Consider the following 18,135-nt stretch of genomic DNA (forward strand, 5'->3'; position numbering starts at 1 on the left):
GCTTGCGGGCTCCCCTTTTTCGTTCAGGTTACCTTGTCGGCGACAGGTTGCTGGACGCGGCGCCCACGAACACTCTCGCGGTGCATTGTATAAAGCGAGGCGGAGATAATAATTGCTGCCCCAATATAGGTGGTCATTTCCGGCCAGACGCCGAAGAAGATAACGCTGATCACTGTGGCGTAGACGATGCGGGTATAGTCAAACGGTGCTATCACCGTCGCTTCACCTGCTCGAAGCGCACGAATGTTGCTCATCTGCGCGGCCCAGCTTACCGCGCCCAGAGCAGCAAGCAGCATGCATTCGGTAAGGTTTGGTGTCTGCCAGAAGTAGATACAGAAGGGCAACATTATGAGCCCGACAAGTACCGCCTGATAGGTGAGGATCGTGATCGGCTGATCCACCTGTGAGACCTTGCGCACAATGATGGCTACAAGCGCGGCACAGGCCGAAGCCAGAACGGCCATGAGGCTGTAGATGTTGAGACCAGCTTCTCCGGTCGGTTGCACAATGATGAGAACACCAACGAACCCGATGATGGTTGCGGCCCAGCGGTGCACACCAACGACTTCTTTCAAAAGCACAATAGCAAACAGTGTCATGAAAAATGTGCGCGCAAAGCCGAGCACTGTGCTATCTGCCAAGGGCAGTTCAATCACGGCGCTAAAGCCGAAGAACATGGCGCAAGATGCCAAAATGGTTCTGGCACCGTGGAGGAGCGGAGCCTTGGTCTTCAAGGAGCCCGGTAGGCCGCTAAAAATCGCTGGCGCGGAAATCAGGGCCATGATGCCTTGGCGGATTGTAAGCACCTGTGTGACATGAAGGCGCTCGCCGAGCGCTTTGACGAGCGCAGCCATTATCGCAAACAGCAGGGTTGCAACAAGCGCCCAGAAGATGCCCTTCAAGTTTCCCGGTAATGCGTTCCAGCGATGGTAAAGTCGTTTTTGAAGCGCGCTACTGGTGATGTTTGTGAACCCGTCCTGCGGGTTTTCGTCAAGCATTTGGGAACCTGGAGGTATTGAGTTGTGAAGTGCGCGAGGAGGGTTCAGGCGTGTCAGTTGGGCAGGCACATCGCTTCATACGCGCTTTGAGATCCTGATACCTAGCGGCTTTTTCAGTGCCGCGTCAAATGCCCAAGGTGTTTGGAGCGGGTTACGCCTATGGGCTGTCTTGCTGTCGTCTGCGCTCTATGTCTAGCATGCGCGTGATTTCCGATGGGGAAGGTGGCCTTTCCTATCGCTGCCGTTTTGAGCGGACACAAACGTTGTGAGAGGCTTGCTATGAATACCATGATGACCCAGAAGTTCGGTATTGGTGCTCCTGTTCGCCGGAAAGAAGATACATGCTTCCTGACAGGGAAGGGCCGCTACACGGACGATATCAAAGCTTCGGGTCAGGTGTTTGGCTTTATGCTGCGGTCTCCCGTCGCCTTTGCGCGTTTTAAGATCGAGGACATTGAAGAGGCGCGTGGGCTTGAAGGTGTGCATCTCATCTTGACGGCTGCAGATCTTGACGGTGTGAACCTCATGCCATGTGAAGCGGTGTTGAAGCAGATTGATGGCACCAAGCATCCTGTGCCGCCGCGCGAAGTCTTGTGTTCCTCAATGGTCCGCCATGTGGGGGATGCTATCGCCTTCATCGTGGCGGACACTGCAGAGATTGCGAAGACGGCGGCGGAGCTGATCCAGATTGACTATGAAGACCTGCCTCCAGCCATTGGCAGCAAGAGGGCCCTGCAGGCGGATACGCCCCTGGTTTGGCCCGAGTTCGGTACCAATACCGCTTTCGTGATCGGTCAAGGTGATGAGCAAAAAACAGAGGCCGCGTTTGAAAAGGCAGCGCACGTTACCTCGATCGAGGTGGTAAACAACCGTCTCGTGGCCAACTACATGGAAACAAGAAGTTGCATTGGGGAATATAGCCCTGAGGATGCCAGCTATACTCTGACGACCGGTACGCAGGGCGTTCATGATATGCGGGACATCATCGCTGATGACATCTTGCATATCGATCGCGCCAAGTTGAGGGTGATAACCCCGGATGTGGGAGGAGGTTTCGGAACCAAGATCTTCTGCTACCGAGAATACCCGTTGTGTCTGATTGCTTCCAGAAAGCTGGGAAGACCGGTCAAGTGGACCGGCGAGCGGACGGATCACTTCGTGACGGATTCCCATGGGCGAGACAACGTAAGTACGGCTGAACTTGCTCTCGATGCAGCCGGGCGCATTCTTGGCCTGAAAGTTCATGTAATCGCGGATATGGGGGCCTATCTTCATCAGTTCGGCGCAGCAATCCCGCGTATTGGCACGTCGATGTCGCCAGGGCTCTACGACATTCCTGCGGTTTGGGCAAAGGTGACCGGCGTCTACACCAATACCGTGCCAACGGATGCTTACCGAGGTGCAGGCCGTCCCGAAGCCGCCTATCTGATCGAGCGCTTGGTTGACAAGGCGGCATCAGAGATCGGCATGGATTCGGTTTCTTTCCGCAAGCTGAACTTCATCAAACCGGAGCAGTTCCCGTACACCACGCAGCTGAAGCGCATGTACGACACGGGTGACTTCTCCGGGCACCTTTCCAAAGCGATGGAGGAGGCGCAGTGGGACACTTTTTCAGAGCGTGAGGCGGAGAGTTTGTCGCGCGGCATGTGGCGCGGGATCGGCGTTAGCTCCTACATCGAGGCCTGTGCTTTTCCAGGAGGAGAAGAGGCGACCGTTGAGCTGAACGAAGATGGTACGGTCACCCTGTTCATTGGCACGCAAACCAATGGACAGGGACATGCCACGGCTTACGGGCAGGTGGTTGCGCAGGAACTGGGTCTGACCCTTGAAGAAGTGGAGCTGGTGCAAGGTGATACGGCCCGCATTCGAAAAGGGGATGGGACTGGCGGTTCTCGGTCCATTCCACTTGGTCTGACATCAACTCTCTCGGCAACGAAAACCTTGGCCCGGCAGATCAAAGAGCTTGCCTCCGAAAAGCTGGAGGTTGGCTTGGAAGATCTTGAGTTGGCAGAGGGTGTGGTTCGGGTGGTTGGAACGGATCAGCGTCTCTCGTTCTCTGAGGTTGCTGCACTTTCACCCGACAAACTTCGTGCGATTGATGAAGTGAAACAAGCGGAATGCACATACCCGAATGGCACACACATTTGCGAGCTGGAGATTGATCCGGAGACAGGCATAGTCCAGATCGAGAATTATGTGATCGTTGATGATTTTGGTGTTACCGTGAACCCGCTTCTCCTTCAGGGACAGGTTCATGGGGGTGCCGTTCAGGCGATCTCTCAGGCGCTGTGCGAGCGGACGGTCTATGATGATGATGGTCAGCTCCTGACAGCCTCGCTGCTGGACTATCAACTCGCAAGAGCTGCAGACATGCCGAGCTTTAATTTTCAGACACACAATGTGCCTTCCACAACAAATGCGCTGGGCATAAAGGGGGCAGGTGAGGCCGGCACCATCGGCGCGTGTGCGGCGGTCATGAACGCATTAAACTCAGCCTTGCAAAAGCATGGCGGGGTAGAGCAGATAGATATGCCCGCAACGCCAGAACGTGTGTGGATGGCAATTCAGAAAGCAAAAGCCTAGGCGCATTGAACAAGTCTTGGAATGAATAGGCCGGGCAGCCTGATTGCATGACTGATATGTCATAAACGCACTTGCTCTTGACAGCGAAGCAAGAGACTAACACCATCTGTGAAGGTGATGCTGCAACAGCATGTTGCTGGCGTGCCTTCCCGCCTTGCTTCCTTGTGTGAAGCTCTCTGTCTTTCTTCTAAAAATGCTTGGGTGACCAGCTGGCATTTCTTCGTCTTTTACTGGCCGACGGTTCCCATGCGCTTTTTAAAAACAGATCCCCACTTTCGCGCCCCAAAACCCAAGATGCCGCCAGACGCCCTGCCTCCAGCAACGGGTGAGGATGCCCGTCCTCTGATCGGCATTGCGTTCAAGGTCGCTTCCACCTTCAGCTTCTTCATCATGGTCAGTGCAATCAAGCTGGTTTCTGAAGATGTGCCTATCACTCAGGTGGTGTTTGCGCGCAACTTCTTTGGCATGATTCCGATCCTGATCATGATGATCGTGAATGGCCAATTGATCATTGCTGCAAAGACCAACAGGCCTGGTACCCACATTTCACGTGCTGTAATTGGGGTAACGGCGATGGTTTGCAACTTCTGGGCATTGAGTTTGATCCCTCTGCCCGACGCAACCGCCATTGGCTTTGCTGCGCCGCTTATTGTTGTTGTGCTGGCTGCCTTGGTGTTGAAAGAAACGGTTCGCATCTTCCGTTGGAGCGCGGTGGCCGTTGGTTTTGTCGGAGTTATTATCACCGTGTTGCCGCATATGGGGCAGGGCTCGGGTGATACCTTCAGTCAGAACCTTGGCGTCCTACTCGCGTTCGGGGCGGCGTTTTTTGGTGCTGTTGCGATGATTACCGTTCGCAAGCTTTGTGAGACAGAACGCACGTCGACCATCGTGTTTTGGTTCACCATGGCTTCAACGGGGATGTCGTTCCTCACGCTGCCGTTGGGTTGGGTCTACCCTGATGTTGCCTGGGTCATGCCTTCCTGGCTGGATATGCTGTTTCTCGTCGGTGTAGGCGTGTTTGGCGGCATTGGGCAGTTGCTGCTTACACAAAGCTATCGTTTTGCCGATGCCTCAACCGTGGCGCCTTTCGACTACATCAATATGGTCTGGGCGATCGTGTTCGGTTTTTTGATTTTTGCTGAAGTTCCAACACCGGAGGTGCTTGTCGGTTCAGCTATTGTGATCTCGGCAGGCATATTCGTCATTTACCGAGAACGGAAGTTGGGTTTCGAGCGCACCAGGCCGGGGCGCGCGTCCACTCCTTCCAAGTCCTGATGAAAAAGACCGGCCTGTGCCGGTCTCTTGCTTAGAATGCCTTGAAGGTGATGATTGTCTTGGTGTCTTGAATGCCTTCGAACTGATGGACCTTCTCGCTGACGAAGTGACCAATGTCCTCGCCATCTTCAATGTAAAACTTCACCATCAGGTCGAAGTCACCTGATGTGGAGTAAACCTCCGAAGCGATTTCTGCATCTGCGATTTCGTTGGCAACCCGGTAGGTCTCACCAAGCTTGCACTTAATCATCACGAAGAACGGTGTCATTCTGAAGTCCTCTTGCTCCCCACGTCGCGTTGTTCACGAGTCAGCGCACATCTGAGCGTGTTCCCTTTTGAAACGCAAGCCATACCAGAGGCTTCGACCGAGTTCTGTGAGCAGCTTTTAGCACGTTTTCATTTTGCATTGTGTTCCTACGTTGTTTTTGTTAGGCCGATAAACAGTCTCATGGGGGTGCCGCGGTGGCTGAGAGGTCTTTGGACCAACTCCTTGAACCTGATCCGGCTTGTACCGGCGGAGGGAATTGGGATGACGATATTGCCTTGCCGCCTCAGGCCATTCCTTCGGAGGTGGACACGATGACTGACTTTCACTCAAAGAACATTTGGGATGTGTTTGCGCGCGTGCGCCAGCATGTGCCAAGGGTACATTGCTTGACCAATGTTGTGGCACAGGAGTTGACGGCCAACGTGCTGCTAGCAGCTGGCGCGATACCTTCCATGACCATTGCGCGGGAAGAAGTGGAGACCTTTGCTGGGTCTGCCGATGCGCTTCTCGTCAATCTTGGGACGCTTGACGCGGGACGACGCGACAGCATGGCGGCAGCTACCGCTGTTGCAACAGAGAAGGGCATCCCCTGGGTGCTCGATCCTGTAAAGGTCGACCGATCTCCATTCCGTGCGGACTATGCGATGTCGCAGTTGGCTCAGGGGCCAAGCGTGCTCAAAGCCAACGAAGGTGAACTGGAGACCTTAAAGGCGGGCCTGACCTTGCCGTTGCAAACCGTGGTGCTTTGCACGGGGGCCGTTGATAGGATTTCCCGGCAGGGCACCCAACTGGGCCTTCGAAATGGGGCTGAGGTGATGACCCGCGTTACCGCAATGGGCTGCTCCATGGCGGCTCTTGTGGCCGCGTGCTGCGCCGTTGAGGAGGATCATTTGCTGGCCACCTTGAGTGCGGCCGCAGTCTTTGCTGTCGCCGGGGAGATTGCACACAAGGCAAGCACAGGGCCGGGGAGCTTCACTCCAGCGCTGCTTGATACCCTCTACACATTGGAGTGGGATCAGTTTGAGCAAGTGCTAAGATTAGAACAAGAACACACCGAGGAGATTTGAGGGGACCAATGACTGCAATCGCTTTGACTATTGCTGGATCGGATTCAGGCGGCGGCGCCGGTATTCAAGCGGATTTGAAGGCATTCTCCGCTCTCGGTGTCTATGGTGCCAGTGTTCTGACTGCCCTTACCGCACAAAACACCAAGGGTGTGACCGGTATTCATTCCGTGCCAGCCGCCTTTGTTGGCGCGCAGCTGGATGCCGTTCTGTCGGATTTGGACGTGAAGGCAATCAAGATCGGTATGTTGTCGCAGCCGGACATCATCGCGGAGATTGCCCGCAAGCTTGATCAGTACGACTGCAAGAAGGTGGTGCTCGACCCTGTCATGGTTGCGACATCCGGTGACGTTCTGCTCCAACCGGAAGCGCGTACCAATTTGACAGAGCTTCTGTTTCCGCGTGCGAGCATCATCACACCCAATCTTCTGGAGGCTGCTTTCCTCTTGGGTGATGATCCGGCCCAAAATGCCGAGGATATGGAACGGCAGGCGGCGGCCCTTCTGAAAATGGGCGCGAAAACCGTGCTTCTGAAAGGTGGTCACGGTAACGATAATGAAGCCTCGGATTTGTTTTTTTCCGCAGAGCAGTCTAAATGGCTTCGAGCTCCACGTTTTGCCACCGAAAACACCCATGGCACAGGCTGCACCCTGTCCGCTGCAATTGCGGCGGAAATGGCCAAGGGAAAAGCGCTGAGCCCGGCTGTTGAAGCGGCGAAAGCCTACATAAGCGGTGCGATTGAGATGGCGGACACACTTGAAATTGGCGAAGGGCATGGCCCTGTGCACCACTTCTATAAGTTTTGGTAGAAGGTCCGAGAGATGACTGAAGAATACAACAAAAACGGTATGACGCGCCGCCAGACTTTCAGTCTGGTAGGAGCGGGGGCCGTAGCCGGAACGGCGCTGGCTGCGCCTGCATTGGCGCAAGAGCAAAACGCGGCGGTGATCGAGTGGAAGATGGTGACTTCATGGCCGAAGGGCCTGCCGGGGCCTGGTCTTTCTGCTCAGCGGGTATGTGACCGCATCAACACCATGAGTAATGGTCGTATGCGCGTCCGTTTGTATGCGGCGGGAGAACTCGTGCCTGCCTTCGAAGTGTTCGATGCGGTTTCTGGTGGCGTGGCCCAAATGGGGCATTCCGCTTCCTTTTACTGGCAAGGCAAGATGCCAGCTTCCGTGTTTTTCACCACCGTGCCATTTGGCTTGACACCTGAAGAGCACAACACCTGGATCGAGTATGGTGGTGGTCAAGAATTGTGGGACCGCCTTTATGCTCCCTTTGGGGTGAAGCCATTCATGGCAGGGAATACAGCTGGAACCATGGCTGGCTGGTTCAAGAAACCGGTGACGTCACTGGAAGATCTGATGGGGTTGAAAATCCGCATTCAGGGATTGGGCGGCGAGATCATGCGCCGTTTGGGTGCAACGCCCGTGTCGATGGCATCCTCGGAGATCTATGCGGGTTTTGAGTCCGGCGTTGTCGATGCGGTTGAGTTCCTCGGTCCGTGGAGCGATGCGGCAATGGGCTTCCAGCAGGTTTCCAAGCACTACTATGGGCCGGGTTTCAACAAGCCGAATGGCACTGGTGAGGCCTTGATCTCGGCCGTCGCATTTGAAGGGCTTTCAGAGGATCTGCGCCTGATTGTGGAAGAGGCTTGCCGAAGCGAAAATGCTCAGGCGCTGGCAGAAGCAAACTGGATGAATGCGCAGGCGCTGGAAATGCTGAGTGCGGAAGAGGGTATCAAAACGGACCGGTTCCCGGAGGCCGTGGTGACCGCCATGCGGCAGCTTTCCGCTGAAGTTCTTGAAGAATACGCCTCAAAGGATGAATTGACTGCACAGATATTCGAAAGTTATCGCAGGGCGATGGCAGTCGTATCTCCGTGGAGTGATTTGTCTTCAGCTGATTATTTGATGGCGCGTCGCAAATAGTTATCCAAGGTCTCACTGGTTTGGGACTGGTAACTACCTGCGAAATTGTTGCAAATTTGTCGAAAGTTCACGGCGGCCTCTGAAAGGGGCCGCCGTTGTCATGTCTTCCGTTGAGGTTTAACTCAATCACGCCAAACTCGGAAAAGTTACCTCGGGGCATGGGAGGGATGACGTGACCGGCGGCAATCGATATTTGGCAGCAACGTGCTTAACCGCGCTTCTGTTCACTTCGGGCGAAGCATTGGCGGGGGCGTTCGCTCTGCGCGAACAATCAGCTGCATTTCAGGGACTGTCCTTTGCGGGCTATGGCACGGCCTCCAACACAATCTCCACGATTTTCTGGAACCCGGCGACCGTCACCGCCCATGACGGGTTGAAGGCTGAGTCCGTAAACTCGTTCATTCTTCCAAACGGCGATGTTGATACAAACAGCGTGACCGTAAACGGTATTCCACTTGGGCTTATTCCTGGCGCTGCAACCGGCGAAATCGGGGACGTTGGTGTAAATGCGTGGCTGCCAGGCTCATATGGGACCTACCAGTACAACGACCAGATTTATCTGGGGTTTGCGGTGAACGCGCCCTACGGGCTGTCAACCAAGCCTAACATCATCTCCGCCGGACAGATTTATGCGCGTTCCTCAGAAGTACTCTCTGTCAATGCCACCCCTATGGTTGGGGTGAAGCTCAATGAAATGTTCTCTTTTGCCATCGGCCTCCAAGCGCAGTATTTTCAGGTCCGTCTGAAGTCCGCTAGCGGCATTTCCACCACGAGCAGCACGGTTGAGCTGCGCGGCGAGGACAATGTGGGCTTCGGTGGTACTGCCGGCCTCTTGATCACGCCTCTGCAAGGGACGCAGATCGGCATTGGTTACCGGTCTCCGATCCGGCATGATCTTGATGGTCAGCTGAAGGTGGGCGCATCCTCCCAGAACATCAATGCGGATTTGGTGTTGCCAGAGCAGGTCAACGTATCAATCCAGCAAGAAGTGACACCAGAGCTCCGGCTAATGGGAACTTTTGAGTGGACGAACTGGAGCCGCTTTGGGAACTTCAACGTTTTCAACCAGTCCGGGATCGTCCTGCCACAGGCTGCACTCGGGTTTCAGTACAGCGATGGGTATTTTCTCTCCTTCGGGGCGGAGTATGACTTTGATGAGCATGTAGACGGGCTCACAGTCCGTGCTGGCCTGGGCTATGAGTGGTCGCCAATCTCCGAGAAGGACCGCAGCATACGGCTTCCTGATACCAATCGCGTATGGGTAAGTGCCGGCGCGAGCTATGAGTACAACGAAAACCTCTCGTTTGACCTTGGCTACAGCCATCTCTTTGCCGAGAGCGACGACATCAACATCGGGCCGGGGCACCCCGCCTACAATGGAGTGGTGATCTACCAAGGCGACGTAGAAGCTTCCGTTGATATCATTTCAGCGGCCTTCCGCTACAAGTTCTGAGCAGGGAAAGAGGCCATTTGTTAGGGGAGACGCTGGTCACTCCCCTAACTGATCCGCGCTTGCACCTCGGCCTTAGAAGGCGCTTTGGTAGAGGCCCCCATCCAGCAGGATGTTTTGGCCCGTTATGTATCCGGCATGGACAGAGCACAGGAACGCGCAGGTCTGCCCAAACTCTTCGGGGGTTCCAAACCGGCCTGCTGGAACTTCAAGTGCCTGAACTGCCTTGATCTCGTCGAGCGACTGGCCCGTTTTTTCTGCCTGTCGCGTGAAGCCTCCCTTCAAGCGGTCGGTGTCGAACTTGCCCGGCAAGACACTGTTAATGGTGACGTTATTATGGGCAACTTGGCGACAGACGCCCGCCAGAAAGGCAATGAGACCTGCTCGTGCGCCGGAGGACAAATCCAGACCGTCGATAGGGCGCTTGACCGACATGGAGGTGATGTTGATGATGCGTCCAAAGCGCCGCGCCGACATGCCGTCCACGACCTCTTGGATCAACTCGACTGGCGTGATCATGTTCTGAATGACGCCATTGACCATCTTGTCGCGGTCCAGGTCTCGGAAATCCATGCGCGGAGGACCACCGTTGTTGTTGATGAGGATGTCCGGTTCGGGGCAGGCGGCGAGTACCTCTTTTTGACCCTCTGCGGTCGAGATGTCAGCAGCGACCGCTGTAACGGCGATTCCATAGGTCTTTTGCAGTTCTACTGAGACGACATTCAGGCGGTCTTCGTCGCGGCCGTTGATCACCAGATCACACCCTGCCTCAGCCAAGGCCTTGGCTGTGCCCAGTCCCAAACCTTTGCTTGAAGCGCACACGATTGCCTTGCGCCCTTTGATCCCTAAATCCATCGGTTGTCTCTCCTTCATGGAACCCGATTGTGACGGTAGGCGTTAAATTTTCATTAGGAAAGCTTAATTTGTGACAGATAACACTGTCAAAAATTTAGCTGGCATGGCAGGCTATTCACAGATTGACGTTTCGGAAATGTGGCGTCCGGCCCCGAAATCTGGCGGTTGTTTGTAGCTGGCAAAATGAGCAGTCTTAACCTGTCATAATTGGTTCTTATGAATCGTCTTAAAGTCCCGGAGATTTCGTTCCTGGAGGCAGAGTGGTGAGCACAGAACCTCAGAACAAGAAGTTCAGATCTTTATTCATATCTGACGTTCATCTTGGGACCCGAGGGTGCCAGGCGGACCTGCTTCTTGACTTTCTCAAGTATCATGACGCGGATACAATCTATCTCGTGGGCGATATTGTGGACGGGTGGCGCTTGCGTCGTTCATGGTATTGGCCGCAGTATCACAACGATGTGGTGCAGAAGATTCTGCGCAAGGGCCGCAAGGGTGCCCGCATCGTTTATGTTCCAGGCAATCACGATGAGTTCCTGCGTGATTTTCTGGGAACGCATTTTGGCGGCGTGGAAGTGATCGACCAGATCATTCACGAAACCGCGGATGGCAAGAAATATCTTGTAATCCATGGGGATCAGTTCGACGTGGTTGTACGCCATGCGAAGTGGCTCGCGTTCTTCGGCGACTGGGCGTATGTCACGGCGCTGAACATGAACACGATGCTCAACCTGGCTCGTCGCAAGCTGGGCTTGACCTACTGGTCGTTGTCGGCTTGGGCAAAGCTCAAGGTGAAGAACGCTGTGAACTTCATTGGTTCCTTTGAAGAAGCTCTGGTTGCGGAAGCTGAGCGTCAAGGTGTCGATGGGGTGATCTGCGGGCATATTCATCACGCCGCTGACCACATCAAGTTTGGTGTCCACTACATCAACACCGGCGATTGGGTGGAAAGTTGCACGGCAGTTGCCGAGAACCATGACGGATCATTTGAGGTTATTAGATGGGCCGATCAGCAACGCAATACCGAGGACGCAGCTCAGCCAGTAGCCGGAGAGCAGGTTGCCGCATGAGCTCAATCCTCATCGTGACAGACGCATGGCGCCCGCAAATTAACGGTGTCGTGCGCTCTCTGGAGCGCCTAGCAGAGCAGCTGGTCGAAATGGGTCTGCGCGTGGAGTTCCTGACGCCGGAGAACTTCCGCTCGGTGCCCATGCCGTCCTACCCGGAAATTCGGCTTAGCCTTACACTGCCTTCGGAAGTGCGTCGCCATATTGAAGAGGCGGACTGCGATCACCTGCATATCGCGACCGAAGGTCCACTGGGCTTGATGGCGAGGTCGGTGGCGAAGCGAACCGGCAAGGTTTTCACCACCAGCTATCACACACGTTTTCCTGAATACTTGAATGCTCGTGTGCCGGTACCGGTCGATTGGACGTACGCTTGGCTGCGCCGGTTTCATAACAGTGGCCGGGGCTGCATGGTGGCCACGCAGACGCTCGAAAGCGATCTGAAGACACGCGGGTTCACCAACCTCGTGCGTTGGTCTCGCGGAGTGGATCACACGGTTTTCCGTCCACTGCAGAGCGATGTCCTTGAGGGCGTCGAAGGCCCGATCTTCATGAACGTTGGCCGTGTGGCCGTCGAGAAGAACATCGAAGCCTTTTTGAAGCTTGATCTGCCGGGCTCCAAAGTTGTTGTCGGCGGCGGCCCTCAGCTTGAAGAGCTGCGTTCGGCATATCCAGATGTGGTCTTTACAGGTCCCAAGGAAGGGGATGATCTGGTTGCGCTCTACAGTGCAGCAGATGTGTTCGTTTTCCCAAGCCTGACGGACACGTTCGGGAATGTGCTGTTGGAGGCTTTGGCCTGTGGTACGCCAGTTGCGGCTTACCCAGTCATGGGGCCTGTCGATGTGATTGGCGACTCCGGCGTGGGGGTTCTCGACAAGGATTTGAGAACTGCCTGTCTCGCAGCGCTCGAGATTTCAAGTGACGCGTGTCGGGAGTACGCTCTGAAGTATACGTGGCGGGCGAGCGCGGAACAGTTTTTGCGCAATGCTGAACTGGCACATGAAACCTCGCAGGGCTTTTTGCAAGCGGCCGCCAAGCCGCAACAACAGGTCTTTACGGCTCACTAAGCTATGATAAGGTCCCTCTGCTTATCGCAGGGGGCCTTCATGTCTATCGCCAGTTCCACTCCACTCGAATTTCAAGATATCTTGGAAGCTAGAACCCGCATTTCTAACCATGCGGTGCATACGCCATTGTTGCGCTCCAATGTTCTGGACGAGGTGACTGGCGGTCAAATTCTCATCAAGCCCGAATGCCTTCAAAGGACCGGCTCTTTCAAGTTCCGAGGTGCGTTTAACCGTTTGAGCATGATACCGGCTGAACAGCGGGGTGCTGGTGTCGTGGCTTGTTCTTCTGGAAACCACGCACAAGGTGTGGCTGCGGCTGCGAAGCTTCTGGGCATGCGGGCGACCATTGTGATGCCATCCGATGCGCCGGAGCTCAAACGGCGCCGTACGGCCGCGCTGGGGGCTGAGGTGGTGCTTTATGATCGTCTCCGTGAGGATCGCGACGCCATAGCACACGGTATCGCCTCTGAGACCGGCGGAACCTTCGTTCATCCATTCAATGATCCTGATGTGATCGCCGGGCAAGGAACCGTAGGGCTGGAGCTTTCAGCGCAGGCGCGTGCAGCAGGCCTTCAGCTGGAAGGAATGGTCGTTTGCACCGGTGGCGGTGGCCTGACCAGTGGCATTGCGCTCGCCTTGGCAGAACTGGAGCCAGAGTGCGTGCTTCACACCTGTGAGCCGGAAGGTTTTGATGATTATGCGCGTTCGCTTGCGGCCAATGCGATTGTCAACAATGAACAGGCTGGCGGGTCTGTTTGTGATGCGGTTCTTACGCAGGCGCCCGGTGACGTCGGTTTTGAAATCTTGCGGAAGAGGCGCGTAGTGCCAGCCATAGTCACAGATGAGGAGGCGCTCAAGGCAGTTGCCTTTGCGTTTACCGAGCTGAAACTGGTCGTGGAGCCGGGCGGCGCGGTGGCACTGGCTGCGGTGTTGTTCGGTAAAGTGCCAGTGAAAGATCGATGCGTCGGCGTTACGCTGTCTGGTGGGAACATTGACCCGGGCATGATGGCCCGAGCCCTATCGCTATAAGCGGGCGGGCTGCCTCCTGTCAGGAGAACAGCGCAAGCCTTTCTCCAGTTGAAAGGCGCTCCAGCGGGTCCGAGTTGCTCTTGCGCAAAGGTGCAGGCTCTTCAGCGCCTTTTTCGGCTTCACTGTCGGCTTCGAACAGGTCCAGGTCTTCATCCAGTTGTGGCTCGCTCTGGGCGAGGGGAATGATGTTCGCGCCCTCGGAGGCGTTGTTGCCTTCCGTTTCCTGCTGCTCTTCAGCGGCAGCCTCTACGCCTGCGAAGATCTGTTCCTCTGCGGGAGCATCTTCAAGAGTTTCAGGTTCAACTTCAGTCGTCTCAGCTGGCTCCTGCGCTTCCTCATCTTCTTCAGGTGCGACGCTGCTAAAAGTGTCGAAAAGCGCATCGACGTCAGACTGGTTTACGCCTTCGCCTTCCATCTGCGGCCCGTTCAGGAGGTGCGCATCCGGGCGCTTGTCCATTGACTTGACACCCTGATCTGTGTCGTCATCCTCTTCAAGTTCATAGCCCTCAACGCCCCAAATCCTGATCATGCGATCCAACCGCTCTTCCAGATAGTGGAGCACTTGAACGACTTTTTGCGTGCGTTGGCCAGTCAGGTCCTGGAAGGAACAGGACATGAAGATTTCCGTCGCCTTCTCGTCGATGGCATCACACTGAGCCACATCCTGCGGATTTTCGCGCAGCGACCAGGCTGCTTCCTGAATGGCCTCCGCAGCTTCCAGAATGGCTTGTGTGGCATTTTCCGTAGAGGAGACGATGGCATCGAGTTCATTGGATGCCGCCGTAAAGTGATCACCAGTGGTATTGTCGGTTTTGAGGCGCGCAATCTCTTTCTTTGTGCGAGCAATTGCCTCATTCATTTCGAAGAGGTTCAAGCGTACGCTGTCAAATTCGGAAGGGAACTGGCGAGAACGCATGTACTCTTCCAAATGCTGAACCGCCTTCAACAATCTCTGGGTTTCTGCTGCTTGGTTCCGCCGGAGGTATTCCGCCAGGAAGCTTCGACCTATGCCGTTTGCACTCAACGCATTTTCCAATGCGTCAAACACTTTCTCCGAGATCTGGGTTGGCTTCGACAGCGACATGAGATTTTTTCTCCCCAGCAACCTAGATTGCCCTGTATAAGTAACCGGTGAATGTACCTATGGCTAACAATTGGTTTACAAATCCTAAAATCTTATTAAGGAACCCGTGCTAGATCCCTTCTCCAAGTATCCCCTTGGGGATGACTTTCCGCTCGGTACGATCAAAGCCTTTAGCGCTCTTCTGTTTGGAGCAATTAATGACTGTGAATAATCAACAGCGCACCAAGCTGGGGCTTATTATTGGCATCAGCAGCTTGTTTGCAGCTTACTTCTTTGCGTTCGGGCTGTTCCTGCCTTATTTCCCCGTCTATCTGAAAGACTTGGCATTCACGCCGGTTCAAATTGCATTGATTGTTGCAATCCCAAACATAGTGCGGATCGTTGCAACGCCGGTCATGACCGGCATCTCAGATCGTGCGGGGCGACGCCGGTTATCCATCTCTATTTTTGCAATTGTCTGCGCGGTCGCATTCGGCGTCATAGCCAATGTGAACACCTATGCCTTGATGGTGGCTGTGGTTGTTGTCATGTCCATTTTCCTTGCGCCGCTGCAACCGCTTTCCGATGCCTATGCATACGAGGCCGTCAAGAGCAGGGGGCTGGACTATGGTGTGATGCGATCTTGGGGCAGTGCGGCCTTCATAGCGGCAACCATGTTCGGCGGCTGGTATCTGGGCCTGTTTGAGTCCGTGCAATTGGTCTACTTCATGGTAGTCGGTTTGGTTGTCATGGCCGTTTTGTCCTTGCAGCTGCCCGGTATGCCATCTGAGCACAGGAAAGCGGCTCAAGGGGCGGCGGACGAAGGCCACGCGAAAGGCGAACTCAAGCGATTTGAGCTTCATATTGTCTTGTTCGCCGGCGGTCTGACCCTTGGCAGCATGGCGGGATTGTTCAGTTTCGGGTCGATCTTCTGGCTCAGCCATGGCATCAGCGATACCAATGTAGGTTTGCTGTGGTCCGCTGGTGTTCTGGCGGAAATTTCCGTGTTCTTGTTGGGGGGGCGTCTGCTTGGGCGCATCGGGCCTCTTGGTTTCATGCTGATTGGGGCCATAGGCGGAATACTCCGCTGGATCGTCTTCCCCCATGCAGATACGTTTGGCAGCGCTTTGGTCGTGCAGCTGATGCATGGCGTCAACTTCGGTATGACCCATCTGGGAATGATGGCGTTTCTAGCGGAAGTGGTTTCTGGAAAGCGATTGGGGACGGCACAGGGCCTGTCTCAAACCTACATCGGTTTGTTTACCGGAGTTGCCGGTATTACCGCCGGGTGGATTTATGAGGTCAACCCGACCTATGCATTCTATGCCATGGCGGTTGTCGCCGCTGGCGGGAGTATTGTGCTTGGCTTGTTTTGGGCACGCCTTCGAAGGTTCAGCGGTGAAGTGCCTGCCGGCTGACAGTGCCAGCCAGCGCACTTCTTGGGTTAGCCCCAGAGGCTACGGTTGGGGGCATGCATGAGGCTGCCCTCAAATGGGATAGGATAGGCGCGGTCTTGTGCAAGCAGCAGCGGGCCGTCCAGATCGACGAAGTCTGCAGCTTGCGCCAAATAGAATGCTGGCGCCATCGCCAGACTTGAGCCGAGCATGCACCCCACCATGATCGTGAAGTCCAGCTCTTTGGCCTTTTCGATCACTTGAAGACCTTCCGTCAGGCCGCCGGTCTTGTCGAGCTTGATGTTGACCGCATTGTAGCGGTCCCGCAGTGCTTCAAGGTTGTCGGCTGTGTGAAAACTCTCGTCGGCGCAAACCAAGACGGACGTCGTTATCTCGCGCAAAGCCTCATCATTGCCTGCGGCCATCGGTTGTTCAATAAGGGCAACGCCCGCGTCCTCACAGGCCCTCAGGTTCGCTTCCACGTTGTCGGCAGTCCATCCTTCATTGGCGTCTACGATCAGCTTGCTGTTTGGGGCTGCCGACCGAACGGCCTGAATGCGTTCCACATCACCTTCGCCAGCCAGCTTGACCTTGAGGAGTGGGCGGTCTGCTGCCTTCGCCGCATCCTCACGCATTTTCTCTGGTGTGCCGACTGAAATGGTAAAAGCTGTGGTGAGTGGTTGCGGTGCAGAAAAGCCAAGCAGCTCATGTACTGGCTTGTGGGCACGTTTTGCCTCCAGGTCCCAAAGGGCGCAGTCGAGGGCATTGCGAGCGGCGCCCGGCTTCATCCTGTCTTGCAGCTCGGCCCGTGTCAGGCCTTCCGCGATTGCAGGCGCCAGTGCCTTGATGTCCTCTGCTACACCGTCAAGGCTTTCGCCATAGCGAGCATAGGGCACGCACTCGCCAAAGCCCTGATGAATACCATCCCAGATGTTGACTGTTATTACATGTGCGTGGGTGCGGCTGCCTCTAGCGATGGCAAAGCCGCCTTCAATTTTGAACGTATCTCTTTCGACGTTCACGACAGGTTTCATGGAGCACCAAATTCTTCAGAAAGTCGGAGGACGATTGGCTCAACGCCAAATCGGATAGGATCGGTTGCCGGCAGGTTATAATCGCGGGTCAGTTTGGAAACGTACTCCTTCGCTTCTTTCTCGTCCAGCGCGGCAGTATTGACCGCGATGCCGATGCAGCGAATACCCGGGTTTGTGAGTTTGCCGAGGGTCATCGTTGCATCGATCACTTGCTGGATGGTTGGCAGTGGGCACTCCACACCACGCATCTTGGTGCGGGTTGGTTCGTGGCACACGACGAATGCATCCGGCTGTGAGCCATGAAGAAGGCCAAGTGTTACCCCTGCGAAGGAGGGGTGAAACAGGGAGCCTTGTCCCTCGATGACGTGCCAGTGGTTCTCTGGTGCATCCGGTGAGAGATACTCAGCAGCACCTGCAATAAAGTCGGCAACAACGGCATCAAGAGCAACGCCTCGGCCGGAAATGAAAACGCCGGTCTGACCTGTTGCGCTGAAGCTGGTGTCATAGCCGTGCGCCCGCATGCCTTGCTCCAGAGCGAGGGCTGTGTACTTCTTGCCCACCGAGCAATCTGTCCCCATGGCCAGAAGGCGCTTGCCTGTTCGCTTGGTGCCCTGGCCCGTTGGGAATGTCTGGTCGTTGAGACGTACATTGAAAAGCTTGCGCCCGGTGCGCTGGGCCGCTTCTTTGATGGCAGGCACGTCTTCCAGCCGCATGTGGAGGCCACTTGCAACATCAAGCCCTGCTTCCAAGGCGTGTATGATGCTCTCCACCCAGTGCTCAGGTAGGACCCCACCGGCATTCACGCAGCCAATAACAAAGGTTTTTGCCCCGCTTTTCACAGCATATTCAGGGGTAATATCAGGAAGGCCGCTGTCGGCTTTGCAACCTTCAAGTCGAACTTGGCCAAGGCACCAGTCTTTGCGCCAATCCACGATGCCAAGGCCCGTTTTGGCCGCTAAGTTATCCTGAACATCTCCAAAGAATAGGAGGTATGGGTGTGCTATTTCCATCTTAGTGTCTCTTATTGTCTCTGAAAGGTCCGTCTGATTGCTAG

At 55.3% G+C, this 18,135-nt stretch carries 16 protein-coding genes and 1 riboswitch; of the genes, 10 read left to right on the forward strand and 6 right to left on the reverse strand.

What is annotated here, in order from left to right:
• Positions 1 to 23: 23 nt before the first annotated feature.
• Entirely contained in the window at positions 24 to 998 is a 975-nt protein-coding gene (locus Q3Y58_RS11070; RefSeq protein ID WP_319622260.1) for a DMT family transporter, read from the reverse strand.
• Positions 999 to 1,277: 279 nt separating this feature from the next.
• Here Q3Y58_RS11070 and Q3Y58_RS11075 point away from each other — a divergent pair, with 279 nt between their 5' ends.
• Together Q3Y58_RS11075 and Q3Y58_RS11080 are read left to right on the forward strand one after the other, a co-directional pair.
• Complete coding sequence (locus Q3Y58_RS11075; RefSeq protein ID WP_319622261.1) at positions 1,278 to 3,581, forward strand: xanthine dehydrogenase family protein molybdopterin-binding subunit; 2,304 nt, start codon at positions 1,278 to 1,280, stop codon at positions 3,579 to 3,581.
• Between the two features lie 117 nt (positions 3,582 to 3,698).
• The gene (locus tag Q3Y58_RS11080; RefSeq protein WP_319622262.1) at positions 3,699 to 4,856 is read left to right on the forward strand and encodes a DMT family transporter; all 1,158 of its coding nucleotides are present in this window, start codon (positions 3,699 to 3,701) and stop codon (positions 4,854 to 4,856) included.
• A 31-nt stretch (positions 4,857 to 4,887) separates the two neighbouring features.
• Here Q3Y58_RS11080 and Q3Y58_RS11085 read toward each other — a convergent pair whose 3' ends face one another.
• Entirely contained in the window at positions 4,888 to 5,124 is a 237-nt protein-coding gene (locus tag Q3Y58_RS11085; RefSeq protein ID WP_274218556.1) for an Lrp/AsnC ligand binding domain-containing protein, read from the reverse strand.
• A 172-nt stretch (positions 5,125 to 5,296) separates the two neighbouring features.
• A riboswitch (TPP riboswitch) is annotated at positions 5,297 to 5,396 on the forward strand.
• 39 nt (positions 5,397 to 5,435) lie between these two features.
• Here Q3Y58_RS11085 and Q3Y58_RS11090 point away from each other — a divergent pair.
• The 4 genes from Q3Y58_RS11090 (at position 5,436) to Q3Y58_RS11105 (ending at position 9,575) form a co-directional block, all read left to right on the forward strand.
• Positions 5,436 to 6,191: a hydroxyethylthiazole kinase gene (locus tag Q3Y58_RS11090; RefSeq protein WP_319622263.1), complete on the forward strand. Its 756-nt coding sequence runs from the start codon at positions 5,436 to 5,438 to the stop codon at positions 6,189 to 6,191.
• An 8-nt stretch (positions 6,192 to 6,199) separates the two neighbouring features.
• Positions 6,200 to 6,997, forward strand: coding sequence for a bifunctional hydroxymethylpyrimidine kinase/phosphomethylpyrimidine kinase (gene thiD / locus Q3Y58_RS11095; protein ID WP_319622264.1), 798 nt, complete (start codon positions 6,200 to 6,202; stop codon positions 6,995 to 6,997).
• 12 nt (positions 6,998 to 7,009) lie between these two features.
• Positions 7,010 to 8,122 carry a TRAP transporter substrate-binding protein gene (locus Q3Y58_RS11100; protein WP_319622265.1) on the forward strand — a complete coding sequence of 371 codons (1,113 nt, stop codon included), beginning with the start codon at positions 7,010 to 7,012 and terminating at the stop codon, positions 8,120 to 8,122.
• A 172-nt stretch (positions 8,123 to 8,294) separates the two neighbouring features.
• The gene (locus tag Q3Y58_RS11105; protein WP_319622266.1) at positions 8,295 to 9,575 is read left to right on the forward strand and encodes an OmpP1/FadL family transporter; all 1,281 of its coding nucleotides are present in this window, start codon (positions 8,295 to 8,297) and stop codon (positions 9,573 to 9,575) included.
• A 72-nt stretch (positions 9,576 to 9,647) separates the two neighbouring features.
• On the opposite strand, the gene Q3Y58_RS11110 is transcribed toward Q3Y58_RS11105, so the two are convergent.
• On the reverse strand, positions 9,648 to 10,427 hold the full coding sequence (locus Q3Y58_RS11110; RefSeq protein WP_319622267.1) for an SDR family oxidoreductase: 780 nt from the start codon (positions 10,425 to 10,427) through the stop codon (positions 9,648 to 9,650).
• A 263-nt stretch (positions 10,428 to 10,690) separates the two neighbouring features.
• Here Q3Y58_RS11110 and Q3Y58_RS11115 point away from each other — a divergent pair, with 263 nt between their 5' ends.
• Genes Q3Y58_RS11115 through Q3Y58_RS11125 form a run of 3 tightly spaced genes read left to right on the forward strand, consistent with a single transcriptional unit; the run spans position 10,691 to position 13,590 of the window.
• Complete coding sequence (locus tag Q3Y58_RS11115; RefSeq protein ID WP_274218562.1) at positions 10,691 to 11,497, forward strand: UDP-2,3-diacylglucosamine diphosphatase; 807 nt, start codon at positions 10,691 to 10,693, stop codon at positions 11,495 to 11,497.
• A complete protein-coding gene (locus Q3Y58_RS11120) occupies positions 11,494 to 12,561 on the forward strand; it encodes a glycosyltransferase family 4 protein (RefSeq protein WP_319622268.1) in 1,068 nt (355 codons plus the stop codon). The genes Q3Y58_RS11115 and Q3Y58_RS11120 overlap by 4 nt, the downstream gene beginning before the upstream one ends.
• Before the next feature lie 39 nt (positions 12,562 to 12,600).
• Positions 12,601 to 13,590 carry a threonine ammonia-lyase gene (locus Q3Y58_RS11125; RefSeq protein WP_319622269.1) on the forward strand — a complete coding sequence of 330 codons (990 nt, stop codon included), beginning with the start codon at positions 12,601 to 12,603 and terminating at the stop codon, positions 13,588 to 13,590.
• Between the two features lie 19 nt (positions 13,591 to 13,609).
• Here the strand turns inward: Q3Y58_RS11125 and Q3Y58_RS11130 are convergent, their stop codons facing one another.
• Positions 13,610 to 14,674, reverse strand: coding sequence for a protein phosphatase CheZ (locus tag Q3Y58_RS11130; RefSeq protein ID WP_319622270.1), 1,065 nt, complete (start codon positions 14,672 to 14,674; stop codon positions 13,610 to 13,612).
• Positions 14,675 to 14,871: 197 nt separating this feature from the next.
• On the opposite strand from Q3Y58_RS11130, the gene Q3Y58_RS11135 reads away from it, so the two are divergent.
• A complete protein-coding gene (locus Q3Y58_RS11135) occupies positions 14,872 to 16,071 on the forward strand; it encodes an MFS transporter (protein ID WP_319622271.1) in 1,200 nt (399 codons plus the stop codon).
• Between the two features lie 26 nt (positions 16,072 to 16,097).
• Here Q3Y58_RS11135 and dgcA read toward each other — a convergent pair whose 3' ends face one another.
• Together dgcA and dgcN are read right to left on the reverse strand one after the other, a co-directional pair.
• Positions 16,098 to 17,081, reverse strand: a complete 984-nt coding sequence (gene dgcA / locus Q3Y58_RS11140; RefSeq protein WP_319622272.1) for an N-acetyl-D-Glu racemase DgcA — start codon at positions 17,079 to 17,081, stop codon at positions 16,098 to 16,100.
• Positions 17,078 to 18,091 (reverse strand): N-acetyltransferase DgcN, encoded by a 1,014-nt coding sequence (gene dgcN, locus Q3Y58_RS11145; protein WP_319622273.1) that lies wholly within the window; start codon positions 18,089 to 18,091, stop codon positions 17,078 to 17,080. Before dgcN ends, dgcA begins: the two co-directional genes overlap by 4 nt.
• Positions 18,092 to 18,135 lie beyond the last annotated feature (44 nt).

It is taken from the genome of Nesiotobacter zosterae (assembly GCF_033843645.1).
Taxonomy (GTDB): Bacteria; Pseudomonadota; Alphaproteobacteria; order Rhizobiales; family Stappiaceae; genus Pseudovibrio; species Pseudovibrio zosterae.

Bases quoted from the DNA above. Each gene is read 5' to 3' on its own strand.
- Q3Y58_RS11070 (WP_319622260.1), bottom strand. From the start codon at position 998: ATGCTTGACGAAAACCCGCAGGACGGGTTCACAAACATCACCAGTAGC.
- Q3Y58_RS11075 (WP_319622261.1), top strand. From the start codon at position 1,278: ATGAATACCATGATGACCCAGAAGTTCGGTATTGGTGCTCCTGTTCGC.
- Q3Y58_RS11080 (WP_319622262.1), top strand. From the start codon at position 3,699: ATGCTGCAACAGCATGTTGCTGGCGTGCCTTCCCGCCTTGCTTCCTTG.
- Q3Y58_RS11085 (WP_274218556.1), bottom strand. From the start codon at position 5,124: ATGACACCGTTCTTCGTGATGATTAAGTGCAAGCTTGGTGAGACCTAC.
- Q3Y58_RS11090 (WP_319622263.1), top strand. From the start codon at position 5,436: ATGACTGACTTTCACTCAAAGAACATTTGGGATGTGTTTGCGCGCGTG.
- thiD (WP_319622264.1), top strand. From the start codon at position 6,200: ATGACTGCAATCGCTTTGACTATTGCTGGATCGGATTCAGGCGGCGGC.
- Q3Y58_RS11100 (WP_319622265.1), top strand. From the start codon at position 7,010: ATGACTGAAGAATACAACAAAAACGGTATGACGCGCCGCCAGACTTTC.
- Q3Y58_RS11110 (WP_319622267.1), bottom strand. From the start codon at position 10,427: ATGGATTTAGGGATCAAAGGGCGCAAGGCAATCGTGTGCGCTTCAAGC.
- Q3Y58_RS11120 (WP_319622268.1), top strand. From the start codon at position 11,494: ATGAGCTCAATCCTCATCGTGACAGACGCATGGCGCCCGCAAATTAAC.
- Q3Y58_RS11125 (WP_319622269.1), top strand. From the start codon at position 12,601: ATGTCTATCGCCAGTTCCACTCCACTCGAATTTCAAGATATCTTGGAA.
- Q3Y58_RS11130 (WP_319622270.1), bottom strand. From the start codon at position 14,674: ATGTCGCTGTCGAAGCCAACCCAGATCTCGGAGAAAGTGTTTGACGCA.
- Q3Y58_RS11135 (WP_319622271.1), top strand. From the start codon at position 14,872: ATGACTGTGAATAATCAACAGCGCACCAAGCTGGGGCTTATTATTGGC.
- dgcA (WP_319622272.1), bottom strand. From the start codon at position 17,081: ATGAAACCTGTCGTGAACGTCGAAAGAGATACGTTCAAAATTGAAGGC.
- dgcN (WP_319622273.1), bottom strand. From the start codon at position 18,091: ATGGAAATAGCACACCCATACCTCCTATTCTTTGGAGATGTTCAGGAT.